The following is a 15,928-nucleotide window of genomic DNA, read 5'->3' as shown; positions in this document are numbered from 1 at the left end:
GTCGTATTTCTCTGAATCCCACGGACCGTCCTAGAACGTCCCGCGGAACCCTCAAAGGCTTCCTATCTTCTATCCGGTTTTCAAAGACGCCCACCACGCTTCCGCATTGCCTCAGCATGATCCAGAAAAACCTTCCGGCCCTTCCCGGCACTCCGCAGCCTCAACTGCGCAGGACGTTTAGATTACCAGGGGAGCGCTTCGGCGCAAGCGGAAATTTTTCAGAAGGGGCGCGCCAATGTTGCATCTCTGGGGAAAACCCCAGGTGACGCCTAGGAAATCCCCAGTTTCAGAAGGGTGCGCCGCTTGCCCGATTCCACCGCGGGCTGGTCGAAGGGGTCCACTTCGAGGGCCACGCCGCACAACCCGACCACCAGCTGCCAGGCCATGAGAAAGGCGCCCAGGGATGCCTCGTCAAGCGTCTCCAAGTGCCAGTGGATGACCGGCACACCGGCGTCTTCGAGCGCCTCGCGCGTTCCCTCCGCCTGGGCGCGGACCACCTCCGCACCGCCCCGTCGGCTCAGTCCCGGGAAGGGGCATTGGACCGGAGGATCGGAAGGCTCCACCACATCTCCGGAACCGACGGTGACCATCACCACGCCGACGTTGCGCGGACCGTCAAGCCAGCGCTGAAGCTGGGCATGCTGGTCCTGGGGGCCCACAGCGCGGATGGGCGTGAACCCGCGCCGGCTGCCGTTCTTCGCCTGCTTGCCGAGGCTCTCCGCGATCAACTGCACCCACCATCCGCCCACAGTCTCCAGGCGGGTGGCGTAGGGCATCATCACCCACTGATCCACGCCGCTCAGATAGCCCTTGGTCAGCGTTCCGACCATGTCCCACACGCGGCCGCCCCACAGACCTCGCCCTTGCTCCACCTGCGCCAGCACCTCGCGGGCGCCGGCGAGGAAGCGGCCGGCATCCCGGGCAGCCCAGTGGAGCGGAAGCGTCCCGATGGGCGTGAAGGCCGAGTAGCGCCCGCCCACCTCCACCGGGATCGGCAGCAGCGTCCACCCCTCGGCCCGGGCCAGCTGGGCGAGCGGGTTCTCGTCGTCCTGGGTGATGGCGATGGGCGCCCGATGCCAACGGCTCCACGCCTCTTGGGCGCGCAACCTTCCGATCCAGCTCCACAGCTCCAGCGTGCGTCCGCTCTTGGAGGCGAACACCAGCTGATCCTCCGGTTCCAGGCGCAGGCCATTGGGTTCGGGCGAGGTCAGGGGCTGCCAGCGAAGGCGGAATGGCGCATCCGCCAGAGCCTGGATGAGCGCCTCCGCCGGAAGCACGGAGCCTCCGATCCCGCACCAGAGCAGGCGGCCGGGCCCCAGGGACGCCGGCAGGGCCGGGCCTTCCACCGACCGCCATCCCGACATGGGATGTCCAACCATCTGTCTCCACAACGCCTTCGGGTCCATCCCGGATCCTCCCATCGCAGCCATCTTAGGCCATCATGATCCACGGAGCCCCTATGCGAACCCTCCGAAAAGCCGTTATTCCCGTGGCCGGGCTGGGCACGCGGTTCCTGCCCGCCACCAAGGCCCAGCCCAAGGAGATGCTGCCGCTGGTCGACACGCCCGTGATCCAGTACGTGGTGGAGGAAGCCATCCGCGCCGGGGTGGAGAGCATCGTGCTGGTGACCGGGCGCGGGAAGGGCGCCATCGAGAACCATTTCGACGTCGCCTACGAGCTCGAGGACACCCTGCGCCGGCGCGGGAAGCATGACGACCTCGACCTCGTGCGGGACATCACCCACCTCGCGCAGTTCGCCTACGTGCGCCAGGGCGAGCCGCTGGGCCTCGGCCACGCGGTGCTCTGCGCCCGCCATGCCGTGGGCGATGAGCCCTTCGCGCTGCTCCTGGGCGACGATGTCTTCGACGAGCGCGATTCGGCCCTCCAGGCCCTCATCGCGGCCTATCACGCCACCGGGAAGTCGGTGGTGGGCGTCCAGGAGGTTCCGGAGGATCACGTCTCGCGGTACGGCATTGTCAGCGCTCCCCGCGACCGCGAGTCCATCTGGGACGTGACAGCGATTGTCGAAAAGCCGAAACCCGAGGACGCGCCCAGCCGGTGGGCCGTGGTGGGGCGCTATGTGCTCGAGCCTCGCGTGTTCGATCACCTGGCCGCCCTCAAGCCCGGGGTCGGCGGCGAATACCAGCTCACGGACGCCCTGGCGCTCCTGGCCAAGGAGGGCCGCCTGGTGGCGGCCCCCATCCCCGCACAGCGTTTCGACACCGGGAACAAGCTCGACTACCTGAAGGCCAATGTGGAATTCGCCCTCAAGCGGGAGGATCTGCGGGATGACTTCGCCGCCTACCTCAAGGAGCTGGCGAAGCGCCTCTAGCGTTTCTACCGCCGCAGGCGCAGCGCATTCAGGACCACGGTCAGGGAGCTGAGGCCCATGGCCAGTCCCGCCAGCATGGGCCCGCCGAACCGCTCCAGCTGGCCGGAGGCGGCCAGGGGCACCAGCACCAGGTTGTAGCCGAAGGCCCAGCCGAGGTTCTGGCGGATCACCCGATGGGTCCGCAGGGCGAGCCGCCGCGCGGCCAGGATGGGATCGAGCCCCGGCCGCAGCAGCACCAGGGGGGCTGCTGCCATGGCCGCGCCCGTGCCTTGCTCGCCCGCCCCTGAGCCCATGGCGATGCCGCAGTCCGCCTGGGCGAGGGCCGGCGCATCATTCACGCCGTCGCCCACGAAGCCGACCACGGCGCCCTGGACCTGGAGGTCCCGGATCCGCGTGAGCTTGTCCTCGGGGCGCAGGCCCGCGGACACGGAAGCGATGCCGGCGGCCTCCGCCATGCGGGCGGCCGGCTCGGGACGGTCTCCGGTGAACAGATGGAGGCGCAGACCCTGTTGCTTGAGCTGCCCGACCACCGAGGAGCTCTCGCTCCGGAGCCTGTCGCCCAGGATGAACACGCCCTTCAGGCCCGAGCCGTCCGCCAGGCCCACCGCGATCCCATCCTCATCCACGGCGGGGAAAGTCACCCCGAGGAACGCGGCGCTGCCCAGCCGCCAGGCCGTTCCTTCGATCTCGCCGCTGACCCCTCCGCCGGGGTGGGCCCGGAAGGCGGACACCTCCTTCAAGGCACCGCCATGAGCCCCATGGGCCACCACCAGACCCCGGGCGATCGGGTGCTCGGAATCCCGCTCCAGGCTCGCCGCGAGTCGCAGCAGGTCCGCGTCGGCCATGTCCGAGGTTCCCACGATCCGGCGCAGCCGGGGTCGCCCTTCCGTGATGGTTCCGGTCTTGTCGAAGGCCAGGTCCGTGGCCTGCCCCAGGGCCTCGAGGGCAGCGGCGTCCCGCACCAGCACGCCCTTTCGCGCCGCGGAACCCAGGCCCACCATGACCGCCACCGGCGTGGCGAGGCCGAGGGCGCAGGGGCAGGCGATCACCAGGAGGGTGACGGCCGGCCGCCAGGCCTGGGCGAGGGCCCCGGTGGCCAACCACCACCCCGCCAACGTCAGCAGGGCAAGAACCAGGATGGCGGGTACGAAAACGGCGCTGATGCGATCCGCCAGATCCTGGGCCGGGGCCTTGGAGCCTTGCGCCTGCGCCACCAGCGCGGCCATGCGGGCCAGCTGGGTCTGGGCCCCCACGGCCTGGATCTCCATCTCGAGCATGGAGCCGTGCACCACGGTCCCCGCCACCAGGCCTTCGCCAGCCCCCTTGGGCACGGGAAGGGGCTCGCCGGTGAGCATGGATTCATCCACCTCCGCCTGGCCGGCGGTCACGCGGCCATCGGCCGGCACCGCGTGACCTGGGAGCACCCGCACCCGGTCGCCGGGATGCAGGTCTCCCACCGGGACCTCCACCACGGAGCCATCGGCACCGAGACGCAGGGCCGTGGGCGGCGCGAGGGCCAGTAGTTCCTTCAGCGCGTCCGTGGCCTTGGCCTTGGCGCGCGCCTCCAGGTACTTGCCCGTCAGCAGGAAGGCCACCAGGGCGGCCGCCGTCTCGAAGCTGAGGTGGTGGGCGCCATTCAGCCATTCCGCCACGGCGAACAGCCAGGCAACACCCGAGCCCAGGGCGATGAGCGTGTCCATGGAGGCCTGGCCATGCCGCGCCTGGCGTCCCGCCCGGACGAAGAAGCCCCAGCCCGCCCAGAAGACCACCGGCGCCGAGAGGACCGCCTGCAGCCAGCCCGGCAGGTGGAGCCCCAGGCCGGGGACCATGGCGAGCAGGAGCGGGGCCGTGAGGATGAGGGCCACGAGCATCCGGTTCCGGGCCGGCGCCGGATTGTCGTCTGCCTGTGCGACGACCTGATCGGCCTGGGGCCGGCCCAGGCCATAGCCCGCATCCTCGACCTGGGCCGCCAGAGTCTCGAAGCTGGCCTCGCCTTCCACCGTGGCGGTGGCGGTGGCCAGGTTGACGGAGGCGGTCCGGACGCCGGGCGTGGTGGCCAGGGCCTTTTCCACATGCCGCACGCAGGACGCACAGGTCATGCCCGTGACGGTGTAGGTCTCGACGCTCATAAGCCTTCCAGAAGGGGCCTAGGCCTGCTTTGACATCTGGTAGCCGGCCTCGGCCACCGCCGCGGCCAGGGCTTCGAAGGTCGCGGTGCCGCTCACGGTGGCGGCGTTTTGGGAAAGGTCCACCACCACGTCCGTAACGCCGGGCGTGGCGCGCAACGCCTTGTCCACGTGACGGACACAGCCGCCGCAGGTCATGCCGGTCACACGATAGGTCTGGGTGTTCATAGGTTCTCCCGGAGGTTCAGGCCCGCAGCTCCGTCAGGGCGGGCAGGCGCTTGGCTTCAGCGAGCAGGGTTTCCATCAGGTTGCAGCCGAGGTCGCTGCTCTGTCCGTCTGGGGTGCCAAGGGTGATGCGGAGGATCTCCACCAGCAGCTGGATCTCGGCCAGCTTGCTTTCGAGGGCCCTGAGCTTGCCACCCAGGGCGTCGCGCACATGGGCGCAGGGCGCGCTGTCCTGCCGCAGGGCCCGGAGCAGTTCCTGCACCTCGTCGAGGGTGAACCCCGCGGCCTGGGAGGCCTTCAGGATCCGCACCCACTGGATGGCCTGGGGGGGGAACAGGCGGTACCCCTTCGGAGACCGGGGCAGCTCGCCGAAGACCCCGGCATCGGCATAGAAGCGCAGGTTCCTGGCCGTCAGGCCCGAACGGGCCGCAAGCTGGCCGATCTTCAGCATGCGTGGCGCGGCAGACCCCGGAGCAGAGGCCGGAGCAGGTGCGGGGTGGAGGTCAACGATGGTCGACATGGGACCCTCCCGAAGACGAACACCCCCAGTCTAAGCTTCCAGTTACATGGAAGATCAAGGATAAAATCACAAAAAACTATATGCGCGAGGAACGATGAATATGCAGGTGCAGCAGGGTCACGGCGGCCGGCGTGATGCCGGGGATCCGGCTGGCCTGCCCCAGGGTCTCGGGTCGGTGCAAGATCAGCTTCTCCAAGACTTCCTTCGACAGGCCGTGGAGGTGCTCGATGCGGAAGTCCGCGGGAATCCTCACATGGTCCCAGGCCCGGTGGCCTTCGAGGAGGCGGGCCTCCCGTTCGCGGTAAGGGGCGTAGCGCAGCTCGAAGAGCAGCAGGTCCCGCTCCCGCGCCGGATCCCATCCGGGTTCCGGATCGGCCCACCCGTCCAGCAGGGCCAGGCAGGCTCCGGCCTGCTCGGGTCCCATCTGCTGCCGGCGGAGTAGGTCCGACAGGGACAGCCCGGCCTCCAACCGCAGCCCGGCAGATGCGGCCACGGGTCCGAAAGGGCTGGTCTGGGTCACCCAGGCGGTCTCGCACTGGACCCGCAGCCGTTCCCGCCGCGCCACCTTGGCCTCCACCAGGGCCAGTTCCCCGGGCTGGAGGGCCCCCAGGTCCCGGGCGACGGCGAGAAGGCGGGCGTCCGCCAGATCGCAGGCCAGGCCCAGGCGGTGCTCGGCCCGGGCCGTGAGCATGCGGTAGGGCTCGTCCGTGCCCTTGGTGACGAGGTCATCGATCATCACGCCCAGATAGGCCTGGTCCCGGCCGAGCACCACCGGTTCCCTGCCTTCCAGCCAGCGCGCGGCGTTGATGCCCGCCAGCAGGCCCTGGCCCGCGGCCTCCTCGTAGCCGGTGGTGCCGTTGATCTGGCCCGCGAACCAGACGCCCTCCAGGCCCGTCACGGAGAGGTCCTGCCGAAGCTGCAGGGGATCGAAGCTGTCGTACTCGATGGCGTAGCCGGGACGCAGGATCTCGGCGGCTTCGAAGCCCGGGAGGCTCCGCACCATGCGGAGCTGCACGTCCGGCGGCATGGAGGTGGACAGGCCCGCCAGGTAGATCTCCTCGGTCTCCAGGCTCTCGGGCTCCACGAAGATCTGGTGACGCCCCTTGTCCGGGAACTTCACGAACTTGTCCTCGATGGAGGGGCAGTACCGGGGCCCGATGCCTTCGATGTGCCCGCCGTAGAGGCTCGACTTCGGCAGGTTCTCCCGCACGATGGCCTCGGTTTCCGCCGTGGTGTGCACGATGTGGCAGGGCACCTGGGACTGGGGGATCCCTGGGCTGAAGAAGCTGAAGGGTCGCGGCGGGTCGTCGCCGGGCTGGACCTCCAGCCGCGCGAAGTCGATGCTGGCCTTGGCCAGGCGCGGGCTGGTGCCCGTCTTCAGGCGACGATGGCGCAGGCCCAGGCTTCGCAGCTGCTCCGCCAGATGGGTGCTGGCCGGCTCGCCCGCCCGGCCCGCCTCCAGGCGACGGGCTCCGATGAGCACCTGTCCGTTGAGGAAAGTGCCGCTGGTGACCACCACGGCATCGCAGGGCAGTACCGAGCCGTCCAGCAGCTCCACGCCGCGCAGGCCCCGGGTGCCTTCGGACCAGAGGAGGGCCGCCGCGATGCCCTGGCGGAGGCGCAGGTTCGGCGTGTGCTCCAGCAGGGCGCGGGCGGCGATGCGGTACTTCACCTTGTCCGCCTGGGCCCGGGGGCCGCGCACGGCCACGCCGCGGCTCTCGTTGAGAATGCGGAAGTGGATGCCCGTGGCGTCGATGAGGCGACCCATGGCGCCACCCAGGGCATCCAGCTCGCGCACCATGTGGCCCTTGCCCACGCCGCCGATGCTGGGGTTGCAGCTCATCTGGCCGATCTGGTCCAGGTTCATGGTGAGGAGGGTCGTGGGCGCGCCCAACCGAGCGGCGATGTGCGCAGCCTCTATGCCTGCGTGTCCTCCGCCAATCACCACCACCTGCTTCACCCGGGCCTCCGAAGGGTGACAGGATACCCTCCCCAATCGGCGCGCTCGGGAGCCGCCGGGATGTGAGAAAATGGCCCCATGCGACCCCGCCTGAGCCCAGAGGAACGCCGCGACCGCCGGAAGCGCGCCATGCGTCGGTCCATGTTCGTGCTGCCCTCCAGCATCACCATGGCCTCCATCTTCTGCGGCTTCTCCAGCGTGGTCATGTCCATCAACGCCGCCGGCGCCACCCCCGAGCGCTATTTCCTCTGGGCCGCGGGCCTGCTGGTGCTGGCGGGGGTCTTCGACGGCCTGGACGGCCGGGTGGCCCGGGCCACCAACACGGCCACCGAATTCGGCGTGCAGCTGGACAGCCTGGCAGACGTGGTCAGCTTCGGCATGGCCCCGGCCATCCTCGCCTACCGGTACGGCTTCTTCCACCTGGGCATCCAGGATTCCCACCTGCGGGCCGTGGGCTGGGCGGCCTGCTTCGTCTTCACGGCCTGCGGCGCCCTGCGCCTGGCGCGCTTCAATGTGCAGGTGGGCGCCGTGGATCCCCGCTACTTCGTGGGCCTTCCCATCCCGGCCGGGGCGGCCTGCGTGGCCTCCGTGATCATCTGGAGGCCCACGCCCCCTGCGGTGGCCCTCCAGGCCTACGCGTTCGCCGCGGAGCTGTTCCTGGTCGGCCTCCTGATGGTCTCCACGATCCGCTTCCCCAGCTTCAAGAAGCGCGCTGGCAGCCCCCGCGCCGCCATGCTGACCAGCTTCACCATCGTGCTGATCTTCGCGCTGATGATCCTTCTGCAGCAGCGGTTCTTCGTGGGCTTCTTCGCCGCCTACATCACCCTGGGCCTTCTGCTGAACCTGGCCTGGAAGGCCGGCTGGCGCGGGATCGAGCCGCCGAGGGACGGAGCCGAGGATCTGGCGCACGTCCACTGATCGGGATCGACGAAAAGGGGCTGCCAGGCAGCCCCTTTTCTGTCGATGTCCAGCCGGGAGGTCAGAAGGTGGTCGCGCCCGGGGGCACCGACACGCCCACCACATTCGCGACCTTGACGTTGGCCAGCAGTCGGCCCCCGGTCCCGGGTCCGATGGCCAGGACGGCCCCCTGCTTCACGGCCGCCTCGGTGGTGGCCACGGTGGGGATCTTCTGGATCGCCATGCGCTGGATGATGAAGCTGGCCACGGACGAGCCGTCCCCCGCCACATGATCGCCCGCCAGGAGCACGACCGCGTCCGGCTTCCGGCCCGACAGGGCGGCGACCGCCCGGCCCACGTCCTGGGGCCCCTTGACGTCCACGACCAGGACCTTGAAGCCGTCCCCGGCCGCGGTCAGGGCCGCGACGGCCTTCTTGCTGCCTGCCGCGTCGCAGACCACGGCGAGGGTCTTCACCTGGGGCCAGGCCTTCCCCATGGTCCCGACGAGGGCGTCATAATCCCCGGCCGCGAGCGGCAGAGAGACGAGGGCGCACGAGCACACCAGGGTCCTGAAACGGGCCATCCAAACCACCTCCAGCCCTTCCACTCTATCCCTGGATAACAGTTGTTGGAATATCGATTTTTTCGTATTGTTTTTTTCTAGGTCAAGATCCCCGCGATGCAGGCGCTCAGGAAGTTGGCCAGGGTGCCAGCCAGCATGGCCCGCAGGCCCAGGCGGGCCAGGTCGCCCCGGCGCTCGGGCACCAGGGCCCCGATGCCCCCCACCTGGATGGCGATGCTGCTGAAGTTGGCGAAGCCGCAGAGGGCGAAGGTCGAAATCAGCCGGGCCTTGGCGGAGAGGTTGCTCATGGCGCCCAGGTCCAGGAAAGCCACGAACTCGTTCACCACCATGCGCTTGCCCAGGAGGGACCCCACCTGGCCGGCCTCGATCCAGGGCACGCCCATGAGGTAGGCGAAGGGCTTGAACACCGTGCCCAGCACCACCTCCAGACTGAAGCCTGGATGGATGGCCTTCATCAGCCCGTTGATCAGGTAGATCAACGCGATGAAGGCGATGAGCATGACCGCCACATTGAAGGCCAGCTGCCCGCCCTCGAAGGCGCCCCGGGCCGCCGCGTCCAGCACATTGGCGTCGTGGGTGGGGATGTCCACCTTGACCTCGCCGGCGGTCTCGGGGGCCTCGGTCTCGGGCTCCAGGAGCTTGGCCATCATCACCGCCCCGGGCGCCGTCATGATCACGGCCGTGAGCAGGTGCACGATGTCCACGTGGGCCACCTGGACGTAGGCCACCATGATGCTGCCGGACACATGGGCCATGCCGGCGGTCATGATCACCATGAGCTCGCTGCGGGTCATGCGGGCCAGGAAGGGGCGGATGGTGAGGGGCGCCTCGGTCTGACCCATGAGGATGCTGGCGGCCACACTCACGCTCTCGGCCCCCGAAACCTTGAGGAAGCGCCCCATGGCCCGGGCCGCCGCGCCCACCACCCACTGCATGACGCCGACGTAGTAGAGCACTGCGAAGATGGAGGCCACGAAGATGATGGTGGGCAGCACGGCGAAGGCGAACACCATGCCCACCTTGCCGCCTGGCCCGTCGGAGAGCGAGCCGAAGACGAAGCTGGCGCCTTCGTGGGCGTAGGCCATGAGGTGCTCGACCACCACCCGCATCTTGTCGAAGGTGGAGCCCACCAGGTTGCCCCGGAGCAGCCCCAGGACGATGACGCCGAACAGGCCCCAGTTGAGGGGCCTGTTCTCGTAGGATGCGAACCGCCGGAGCAGCATGGGCGTGAACATCAGCAGCAGCACCACCCAACCGGCCCCCTTGGGGAAGGGCAGGAAGGACAGCAGCCCCGCGATGGCGGAGCCCTTGAGGACGATCAGGGCGAAGACCCACTGGAGCGTGAGGCCCCAGGCGATGGTCCGCCAGTGGATGGCGTCGCGCTTGTGCGACAGCGCGTACGCAATGGCCATGAAGGCCACGATTCCGGCCAGACCCATGAGGCGTTCCATCGGGGCTCCCTACAGTTCGGCGTTCAGGGCCTCGACGGCCTTCTCCATGTAGAACCGGGCCCGGCCCAGCAGGCCGTCCCGCTGCATCACCAGCACCAGCGTGCACTGCTCTTTGGCGCCCATCATGAGTATCCAGTGCTGTTCCGTGGCGAAGGCCACCTGCTTCACCTCGCCGCGGTCGAACTCCTCCACCGCCTGCTGGAGGTGCCGCTTCACCACGTGCTGGTAGGCTCCGAGAAGCTGCAGCCCCTCATTGGAGACCTGGATGGTGCGGGAGCAGATGGGATCCCCGTCGCGATCGTTGAAGGTCGCGGCCAAGGCCTCGGGCACCTGTTCGATGAGCCGATCCAGGAGTTTCTGGAACATGATGGGACTCCGGCAATGCGTGCTGACAGCATGACCGCACTGGCTGGCCATGGCAAAACCCGGGCCCCTAGATCCCCCGGGCCGCCTGGAGCGCCCAGATGCCGGCCAGCAGAAGCCAGGCCCCGAGCCGGAGGCCCCGGGAGTCCGGAAGCGGCGGGTAGGGATCGCCCCGCCAGGCCCGGCGGAGGTCCCAGAGAACCGCCACGGGCGCCGCGACGGCGAGGATCGCCAGGGCCGGGTACCAATGGAGGGCCGCCCCCCATTGGCCCTGACCCAGGGCCAGGGTGCCTCGCGTCAGCCCGCAGGTGGCGCAGGCGACTCCCGTGAGGCGCTTGAAGGCGCAGCCAGGAAGCAGCTCGGCCCAGGGGGCCAGGAAGCCCGCCAGCCGGACGCCCAGCCCCAGGCCCAGGACGGTCAGGACGATCCAGGGCACCCGCCTCACGCGGCCACCCGCAGCATCGCCAGCAGGACCACCGCCAAGCCGAGCGCGCAGATCCCAAGCAGGACGGCATGGATCACGGTGGCGGCCACCCCCCGCCAGACGCCGCAACCGTGCCGGGCCCCCAGGGCGAAGCCGCGGAAGAGCCACAGGTAGCCGTCCAGGAGGAGCAGCGGGAGGGACAGCAGCGTGCCCAGGACGGGGACAAAACCCAGCAGGCCGATCAGCGTGCCCAGGGCCGTGATGCGCAGGGCCTCGGCCTCGGCCACCAGGGTGGTCCGGAAGCCGCGCTTCGCCTTCAGCCCCCCCACCAGCCACAGTCCGGCGTGGTCCCAGACGGCGTCATGGATCCAGGTCCCCAGCACACCCAGGGGCACGATCAGCAGCAGCCAGGGCCAGATGCGGCCGAAGACCGGAGGAGGCGGAAGGGACCGGAGCAGCTCCCGCAACACGTCCGGATCGGCGCCCAGGGCCTGCTCCAGCCAGGCTGGCGGGGCGCTGCGCCGAAGCTGGGCATAGGATTCGAGCGCCCGCCAGACCGTCAGGCCGGTGTTGGCCAGGGACAGCGGCACCCACACGGCCAGCATCCGGACCAGGGCCCGGCCCAGGGGCGGCGGCGGCTCGGTGAACGCCTCGGAGGGTCGGACCAATGCTCGAATAGGGGCCCAAAAAGGCGCCCGGATCACGTCCGTGAAGGGACCCCCCATCACTTCCTCAGGAACAGGGTCTCGAACTCGCGGAGGGCGATGGCGTCGCCGTCCCGCTTGAGGGGGCCGTGGAAGTCCTGGGGGCTCAGGTCGGCGAACTCGCCAAAGGTGGCCACGTTCCCGTTGATGTAGGCGATGAACTCATCCTGCCGGTGCTTGATGTAGCCCCGGAAGGGCCGGGCGATGGCCCCCAGGAGGGCGGAATCCAGGGCCGTCCAGGTCTGGAGGTGGGTCTCGAAGCCGTTCTTCCCCTCCCAGTAGCGGTACGAGGTGAGCATCTTCGCCTTCACGGCGAAGGGGGTCTTCAGACGGCCTTTCTCGGCCACGCCCTCCACCAGGTAGACCCGATGCCCAGGCCGCCGGTACACCAGGCGGAGCGTGCCCTTCAACCCGTGCGCGTCGTCGATGCTCCAGGACCCGTCCGGATGGATGAAGGCGTAGAAGCCCGGCACGAACTGGCAGTGGCGCCACATGGCCGAGGCCAGCCGGGGATGGTCGAAGAGCTTCTCCATGCTCGCCAGCCGCACATGCTTGGGCTGGGTCTGCGTCTCGAAGATGAAGTCGGCCCGATCGATGATGTCCTGGGCCTCGGCCTGGGCCGCCGGGGGGAGCTGGGCCAGGAAGGCCGGCGGCTGGGCTTGGAGGCAGACGGCCAGGAGGGCGAAGATCACGGCACGCATATCCAAGAAGCTAGCACCTCCCCGGGACGACCGGGGCCCCAACGGCACCACCGGTTGGCCCCGAACCGGATCCCGGGTCGCGGCTATGCTTTTCCTCTGTCCCGAGGCTTCCATGCTGCCCGCACCTCCCTGGTCCCGCGTCCCGGTCGCCCTGCTCTGCGCCCTGCCGGTCCTGGTCCAGGTGACCGGGCGAGCCCAGGGAGGCGATCTGGCCGAACGTCTGTACCAGAGCGGCGAACGCGCCTACGCGGCCAAGGCCTATCAGGAGGCGGCGGACACCTGGACCCAGCTGCTCCAGTCCGCCCCCGGAAGCGTGTTCGCCCCGCGAGCCCTCCTGGGGCTGGCCCGGCTCCAGGTGGAGGTGAACCACAAGCCCGAGGCCGCCATGCCCTTCCTGGACCGGCTCAAGGCGGACCACATCCGGACCCCTGAAGCCGCGGAAGGCCTGCTGCTGAGAGGGACCCTGCTCGCCCGGCAGGCCCGGCGCCCCGCGGAACTCAAGGACGCCATGGCGGAGTTCAACCGCGTCATCGACCTCTTCCCGGAGTCCCCGGCCGTGCCCGAGGCCAGGTTCCGGCTGGGCCGCGCCTGGCGGGACCAGGGGCAGTGGGGTCGGGCCCTCCAGCTCTTCGTGGAGTCCTTCCGCCTCCATCCGGACGCCGCCGTGGCGCCTCGGGCCATGCTGGAGGCCGCCGAGACCATGGACCTCCTGGACGATCTCCCGGGCTGCCTCCGGATGCTCCAGCGGCTGCGAACCCTCGCCCCCCACACACCCGAAGCGGAGGAAGCCGCTTGGCGCACGGCCGTGCGGGTGAGGCACCGGCTCCAGAAACCGCCCCTGACCAACGAAGGCTCCTGGCCTGCGGGGCGCGTGAAGTGGCTGCGGACGCCGATCCTTCTGGCCACCGCGCCGGACGGGGATCTCCTGATCTACCAGAACGACCTGGATCGTGCCTTCCGGCTCCACGGCGGTGAGCTGACCCCCACCGGTCCCGCCGCGACCGGAGCCAAGGCCATGGTCGTCTCGCCCGCCGGCGAGGCCTGGCTCCTCTCCAAGACTGGCCTCGCGCGGGAGCAGGCAGCTCCCATGCCGCTGAACAACCTGGGCGCCCTCAGCGGGGCCGCCCTGGACCATTGGGGGGCGCTCTGGGTGGCGGATGCGAAAACCCCGGCCCTGACCGTCTTCAACCCGGATGGCACCTCCCGCACCGTGGCCTCCCCCACCGCCAACGCCCTGGCGGCCCTGCCCACGGGCGGCATGGCCATCGCCTCGGACGCGGATCGCAAGCTGCTCTTCCTGGATGCCGACGGCCAGCCCCGCGTCGTGGTCCCCTACGGCAAGGACCTCCCGGCTCCCTTCCGGTACGTGGTCGCCCTGGCCTCGGACGGGGCAGGGCAGGTGGCGGTCCTGGTGGACGGTGGCGACTTCGGGGAGGGCGTCCTGATCCTCGATCCCCATGGCACGGTGCTTCGCCAGGCCACCTTCAAGAGCCTGGGCATCAGCGGCCGCATCACGTCGCTCGCCCTGGACCGCTCCGGCGGCCTCATCCTCTGCGACCGCCGCAACGACCTCCTGTACCGGTTGAACTGACATGCGCCTGCGCCGACTCCTCCCCTTCGTCTTCCTGCTGAACCTGGGCCTCGGCGCCCAGGATGCGGCCCTCAAGGACACCTTCCTCCAGGCCAAGGCCCTCTGGGCCACCCAGGGGGATCGCGAGGGCGCCAGCACCCGCTTCGAACAGGTGGTCGCATCCCTGTCGCCCAAGGCCGCCGCCCTGGATCCCACCTGGGCCCAGGTGCTTTGCGAAAGCTACAACTGGCTGGCGGTGCTGGATGACCGCAGCCCCCAGACCAAGCCCCGGGCCCAGGCGCGCCTCCAGGCGCTCATCGACCTGAACCCGGACTTCGAGGTGGATCGGACCCTCACCTCCCAGCGCCTGGCGGCCCTCTTCGACCGCCTGAGGGCGGAGAACTACGCCCCCGTTCGGTTCAGCTACGCACCCGAAGGGGGGACCCTGTCCGTGGATGGCCGTCCGGGATCTCCCCAGGCCCGCCGCTTCCTCCCCTTCGGCTCGCACAAGCTGACCTACAGCCGCCCGGGCTACGCGCCCGTCGACCTGATCCTCGATCTCGTCTCCGGGGAGGCCAAGACCGCGGACTTCAAGCTCACGCGCATCTCCTCCACCGTGGCCCTGTACGTGCGCCCGAGCGGCGCAGAGGTCCTGCTGGACGGCCACAGCCTCGGCCGTGCCAAGGGCCAGGCGGGCCCCGACGCCGCCCCCCTGGTGACGCCCCTGGGCCTGCGCCCGGAGGATGTCTCCGAACCCTTCATCATCGGCGAGCTGGCCCCGGGCAAGCACCAACTGGAGCTTCGTGCCCCCTGCCACCGAACCAAGGTGCTCGAGATGCAGGCGGACCTGGCCACCCCCTTCGCGGACCACACCCTGGAGCCCATCCGCCTGGACCCCTCCAAGGGCAGCCTGTCCGTCCATTCGGACTGGCCCGGTGGTGAGCTCTTCCTCTCCGGCCAGAGCCAGGGCCCCCTGCCCGTGGCGCAGCTGCCGGTCTGCTCGGGCCCCTATGATCTGCTCGTCCGCTTCCCGGCCGGCGGCTTCTCCCGGCGCATCACCGTGGAAGAGGGCAAGGCCCTCGCGGTGGAGGCCCGGCCGAAGCCACGCCTCGCCTTCCTGGGCCTGGAGGGGGAGCTGGAATTCACCGGCCGGGCCCGGCTCCTGTCGCGGCTGGAGGACCTCGGCGACCGCCTGCAGCAGGTGGCCTATCTGCCCGCCCACCCTGGCGAGACGCCCCAGGAGGCCCTGGCGCGGGTGAAGGCTTCGCGGGAGGCCGAACTCGTCCTCTCTGCCGCCCCGATGCCAGGGAAGGTGATTCACCAGGTGGAGCTTCGGATCGCGACCCTCGAGGGCGAGGAGGAGCGGCTGCTGGTGAAGCCCCTGGAGGAGGATCCCCTGGGCCCCCTGGTGGCCCGTCTCAATGCCATGCCCCCCCTGCACGAGCCTGGTCTGGGCCTGGCCCTCCTCGACCTCCCCGGAGAGCCGGGTCCCTGGGTCCTGTCCGCCTCCGAGGCCGACCAGAAAGCCGGCATCCAGGTCGGCAGGGCCCTCACCCTGGCCAACGGCAAACCCGTGGCCTCGGTCCAGGCCCTGCGCCAGGTGCTGGCGGCCTCGAAGGGAACCGTGACCCTCAGCCAGGGAGGTTCCCCTGTGAGCCTTCCGGTCCAGGACGAGGCCCTGGAGCTTCCCCTGGGTTCCCCGGCCCTCTGCTACCCGGCCATCCTGGCTCGCCTGCGGCTGGATTACGCAGGGGCGAAGACGGGCGCCAAGGCGGACGAGGCGAACCTCATCCGGATGAACCTGGGCCTGGGCCTCATGCACTTCCGCCGGTACGACAAGGCCATCGAACAGCTGCGGGATGCCCGGCTCGGCACCACGAGCGGCGTGAGCCAGGGCACCCTCGACTACCACACGGGCCGATGCTTCCTCCGCCTGGGCAGCGCCTACCAGGCCGAAGCAACGCAGGCATTCCGGCAGGCACTGAAGTATCCTCAGGCAACCCTGCTCGGCCCCGATGGCCCCCTGGTCGCCCCTCTGGCCCGGCAGGCCCTTGAAGACCTGAAGTAGCTTG

At 69.8% G+C, this 15,928-nt stretch carries 15 protein-coding genes; 4 read left to right on the top strand and 11 right to left on the bottom strand.

Annotated features, from left to right (window positions below; translation table 11 throughout):
- Positions 1 to 269: 269 nt before the first annotated feature.
- Complete coding sequence (locus tag MLG87_RS12230; RefSeq protein ID WP_243295450.1) at positions 270 to 1,364, bottom strand: hypothetical protein; 1,095 nt, start codon at positions 1,362 to 1,364, stop codon at positions 270 to 272.
- A 95-nt stretch (positions 1,365 to 1,459) separates the two neighbouring features.
- Between MLG87_RS12230 and galU the strand changes: the two genes are divergently transcribed.
- The gene (gene galU / locus MLG87_RS12225; RefSeq protein ID WP_243295449.1) at positions 1,460 to 2,332 is read left to right on the top strand and encodes a UTP--glucose-1-phosphate uridylyltransferase GalU; all 873 of its coding nucleotides are present in this window, start codon (positions 1,460 to 1,462) and stop codon (positions 2,330 to 2,332) included.
- A gap of 5 nt (positions 2,333 to 2,337) precedes the next feature.
- Here galU and MLG87_RS12220 read toward each other — a convergent pair whose 3' ends face one another.
- The 4 genes from MLG87_RS12220 to mnmG form a co-directional block, all read right to left on the bottom strand.
- Positions 2,338 to 4,461: a heavy metal translocating P-type ATPase gene (locus MLG87_RS12220; RefSeq protein ID WP_243295448.1), complete on the bottom strand. Its 2,124-nt coding sequence runs from the start codon at positions 4,459 to 4,461 to the stop codon at positions 2,338 to 2,340.
- A gap of 18 nt (positions 4,462 to 4,479) precedes the next feature.
- Positions 4,480 to 4,686, bottom strand: a complete 207-nt coding sequence (locus tag MLG87_RS12215) for a heavy-metal-associated domain-containing protein (RefSeq protein WP_243295447.1) — start codon at positions 4,684 to 4,686, stop codon at positions 4,480 to 4,482.
- 16 nt (positions 4,687 to 4,702) lie between these two features.
- Positions 4,703 to 5,203, bottom strand: coding sequence for a MerR family transcriptional regulator (locus tag MLG87_RS12210; RefSeq protein WP_243295446.1), 501 nt, complete (start codon positions 5,201 to 5,203; stop codon positions 4,703 to 4,705).
- A gap of 76 nt (positions 5,204 to 5,279) precedes the next feature.
- Entirely contained in the window at positions 5,280 to 7,163 is a 1,884-nt protein-coding gene (gene mnmG, locus MLG87_RS12205; RefSeq protein ID WP_243295445.1) for a tRNA uridine-5-carboxymethylaminomethyl(34) synthesis enzyme MnmG, read from the bottom strand.
- A gap of 129 nt (positions 7,164 to 7,292) precedes the next feature.
- Here mnmG and pssA point away from each other — a divergent pair, with 129 nt between their 5' ends.
- The gene (gene pssA, locus MLG87_RS12200; protein ID WP_243295444.1) at positions 7,293 to 8,081 is read left to right on the top strand and encodes a CDP-diacylglycerol--serine O-phosphatidyltransferase; all 789 of its coding nucleotides are present in this window, start codon (positions 7,293 to 7,295) and stop codon (positions 8,079 to 8,081) included.
- 61 nt (positions 8,082 to 8,142) lie between these two features.
- Here the strand turns inward: pssA and MLG87_RS12195 are convergent, their stop codons facing one another.
- The 6 genes from MLG87_RS12195 to MLG87_RS12170 all read right to left on the bottom strand — a co-directional run bounded on the left by MLG87_RS12195 (position 8,143) and on the right by MLG87_RS12170 (position 12,277).
- Entirely contained in the window at positions 8,143 to 8,643 is a 501-nt protein-coding gene (locus tag MLG87_RS12195; protein WP_243295443.1) for a type 1 periplasmic-binding domain-containing protein, read from the bottom strand.
- A gap of 77 nt (positions 8,644 to 8,720) precedes the next feature.
- Positions 8,721 to 10,094: a NupC/NupG family nucleoside CNT transporter gene (locus MLG87_RS12190; RefSeq protein WP_243295442.1), complete on the bottom strand. Its 1,374-nt coding sequence runs from the start codon at positions 10,092 to 10,094 to the stop codon at positions 8,721 to 8,723.
- 9 nt (positions 10,095 to 10,103) lie between these two features.
- Positions 10,104 to 10,460, bottom strand: coding sequence for a roadblock/LC7 domain-containing protein (locus MLG87_RS12185; RefSeq protein WP_243295441.1), 357 nt, complete (start codon positions 10,458 to 10,460; stop codon positions 10,104 to 10,106).
- Positions 10,461 to 10,527: 67 nt separating this feature from the next.
- Positions 10,528 to 10,893 carry a DUF2752 domain-containing protein gene (locus MLG87_RS12180; RefSeq protein ID WP_243295440.1) on the bottom strand — a complete coding sequence of 122 codons (366 nt, stop codon included), beginning with the start codon at positions 10,891 to 10,893 and terminating at the stop codon, positions 10,528 to 10,530.
- A gap of 5 nt (positions 10,894 to 10,898) precedes the next feature.
- Positions 10,899 to 11,549, bottom strand: a complete 651-nt coding sequence (locus MLG87_RS12175; protein WP_243295439.1) for a hypothetical protein — start codon at positions 11,547 to 11,549, stop codon at positions 10,899 to 10,901.
- A 56-nt stretch (positions 11,550 to 11,605) separates the two neighbouring features.
- Positions 11,606 to 12,277, bottom strand: a complete 672-nt coding sequence (locus MLG87_RS12170; protein ID WP_243295438.1) for a hypothetical protein — start codon at positions 12,275 to 12,277, stop codon at positions 11,606 to 11,608.
- 121 nt (positions 12,278 to 12,398) lie between these two features.
- Between MLG87_RS12170 and bamD the strand changes: the two genes are divergently transcribed.
- On the top strand, positions 12,399 to 13,877 hold the full coding sequence (bamD, locus tag MLG87_RS12165; RefSeq protein WP_243295437.1) for an outer membrane protein assembly factor BamD: 1,479 nt from the start codon (positions 12,399 to 12,401) through the stop codon (positions 13,875 to 13,877).
- Position 13,878: 1 nt separating this feature from the next.
- Complete coding sequence (locus tag MLG87_RS12160) at positions 13,879 to 15,924, top strand: PDZ domain-containing protein (RefSeq protein WP_243295436.1); 2,046 nt, start codon at positions 13,879 to 13,881, stop codon at positions 15,922 to 15,924.
- Positions 15,925 to 15,928: the final 4 nt, after the last annotated feature.

Origin of the sequence: Geothrix mesophila, from assembly GCF_022808835.1 — a bacterium.
GTDB lineage: Bacteria > Acidobacteriota > Holophagae > Holophagales > Holophagaceae > Geothrix > Geothrix paludis.
The sequence above is the reverse complement of the archived record's forward strand: the minus strand, read 5'-3'. Positions and strand labels throughout refer to the sequence as shown.

What these genes read in the sequence shown, in the direction of transcription:
- MLG87_RS12230 (WP_243295450.1), bottom strand. Translation starts at nt 1,364, where the DNA reads ATGTCGGGATGGCGGTCGGTGGAAGGCCCGGCCCTGCCGGCGTCCCTG.
- galU (WP_243295449.1), top strand. Translation starts at nt 1,460, where the DNA reads ATGCGAACCCTCCGAAAAGCCGTTATTCCCGTGGCCGGGCTGGGCACG.
- MLG87_RS12220 (WP_243295448.1), bottom strand. Translation starts at nt 4,461, where the DNA reads ATGAGCGTCGAGACCTACACCGTCACGGGCATGACCTGTGCGTCCTGC.
- MLG87_RS12215 (WP_243295447.1), bottom strand. Translation starts at nt 4,686, where the DNA reads ATGAACACCCAGACCTATCGTGTGACCGGCATGACCTGCGGCGGCTGT.
- MLG87_RS12210 (WP_243295446.1), bottom strand. Translation starts at nt 5,203, where the DNA reads ATGTCGACCATCGTTGACCTCCACCCCGCACCTGCTCCGGCCTCTGCT.
- pssA (WP_243295444.1), top strand. Translation starts at nt 7,293, where the DNA reads ATGCGTCGGTCCATGTTCGTGCTGCCCTCCAGCATCACCATGGCCTCC.
- MLG87_RS12195 (WP_243295443.1), bottom strand. Translation starts at nt 8,643, where the DNA reads ATGGCCCGTTTCAGGACCCTGGTGTGCTCGTGCGCCCTCGTCTCTCTG.
- MLG87_RS12190 (WP_243295442.1), bottom strand. Translation starts at nt 10,094, where the DNA reads ATGGAACGCCTCATGGGTCTGGCCGGAATCGTGGCCTTCATGGCCATT.
- MLG87_RS12185 (WP_243295441.1), bottom strand. Translation starts at nt 10,460, where the DNA reads ATGTTCCAGAAACTCCTGGATCGGCTCATCGAACAGGTGCCCGAGGCC.
- bamD (WP_243295437.1), top strand. Translation starts at nt 12,399, where the DNA reads ATGCTGCCCGCACCTCCCTGGTCCCGCGTCCCGGTCGCCCTGCTCTGC.
- MLG87_RS12160 (WP_243295436.1), top strand. Translation starts at nt 13,879, where the DNA reads ATGCGCCTGCGCCGACTCCTCCCCTTCGTCTTCCTGCTGAACCTGGGC.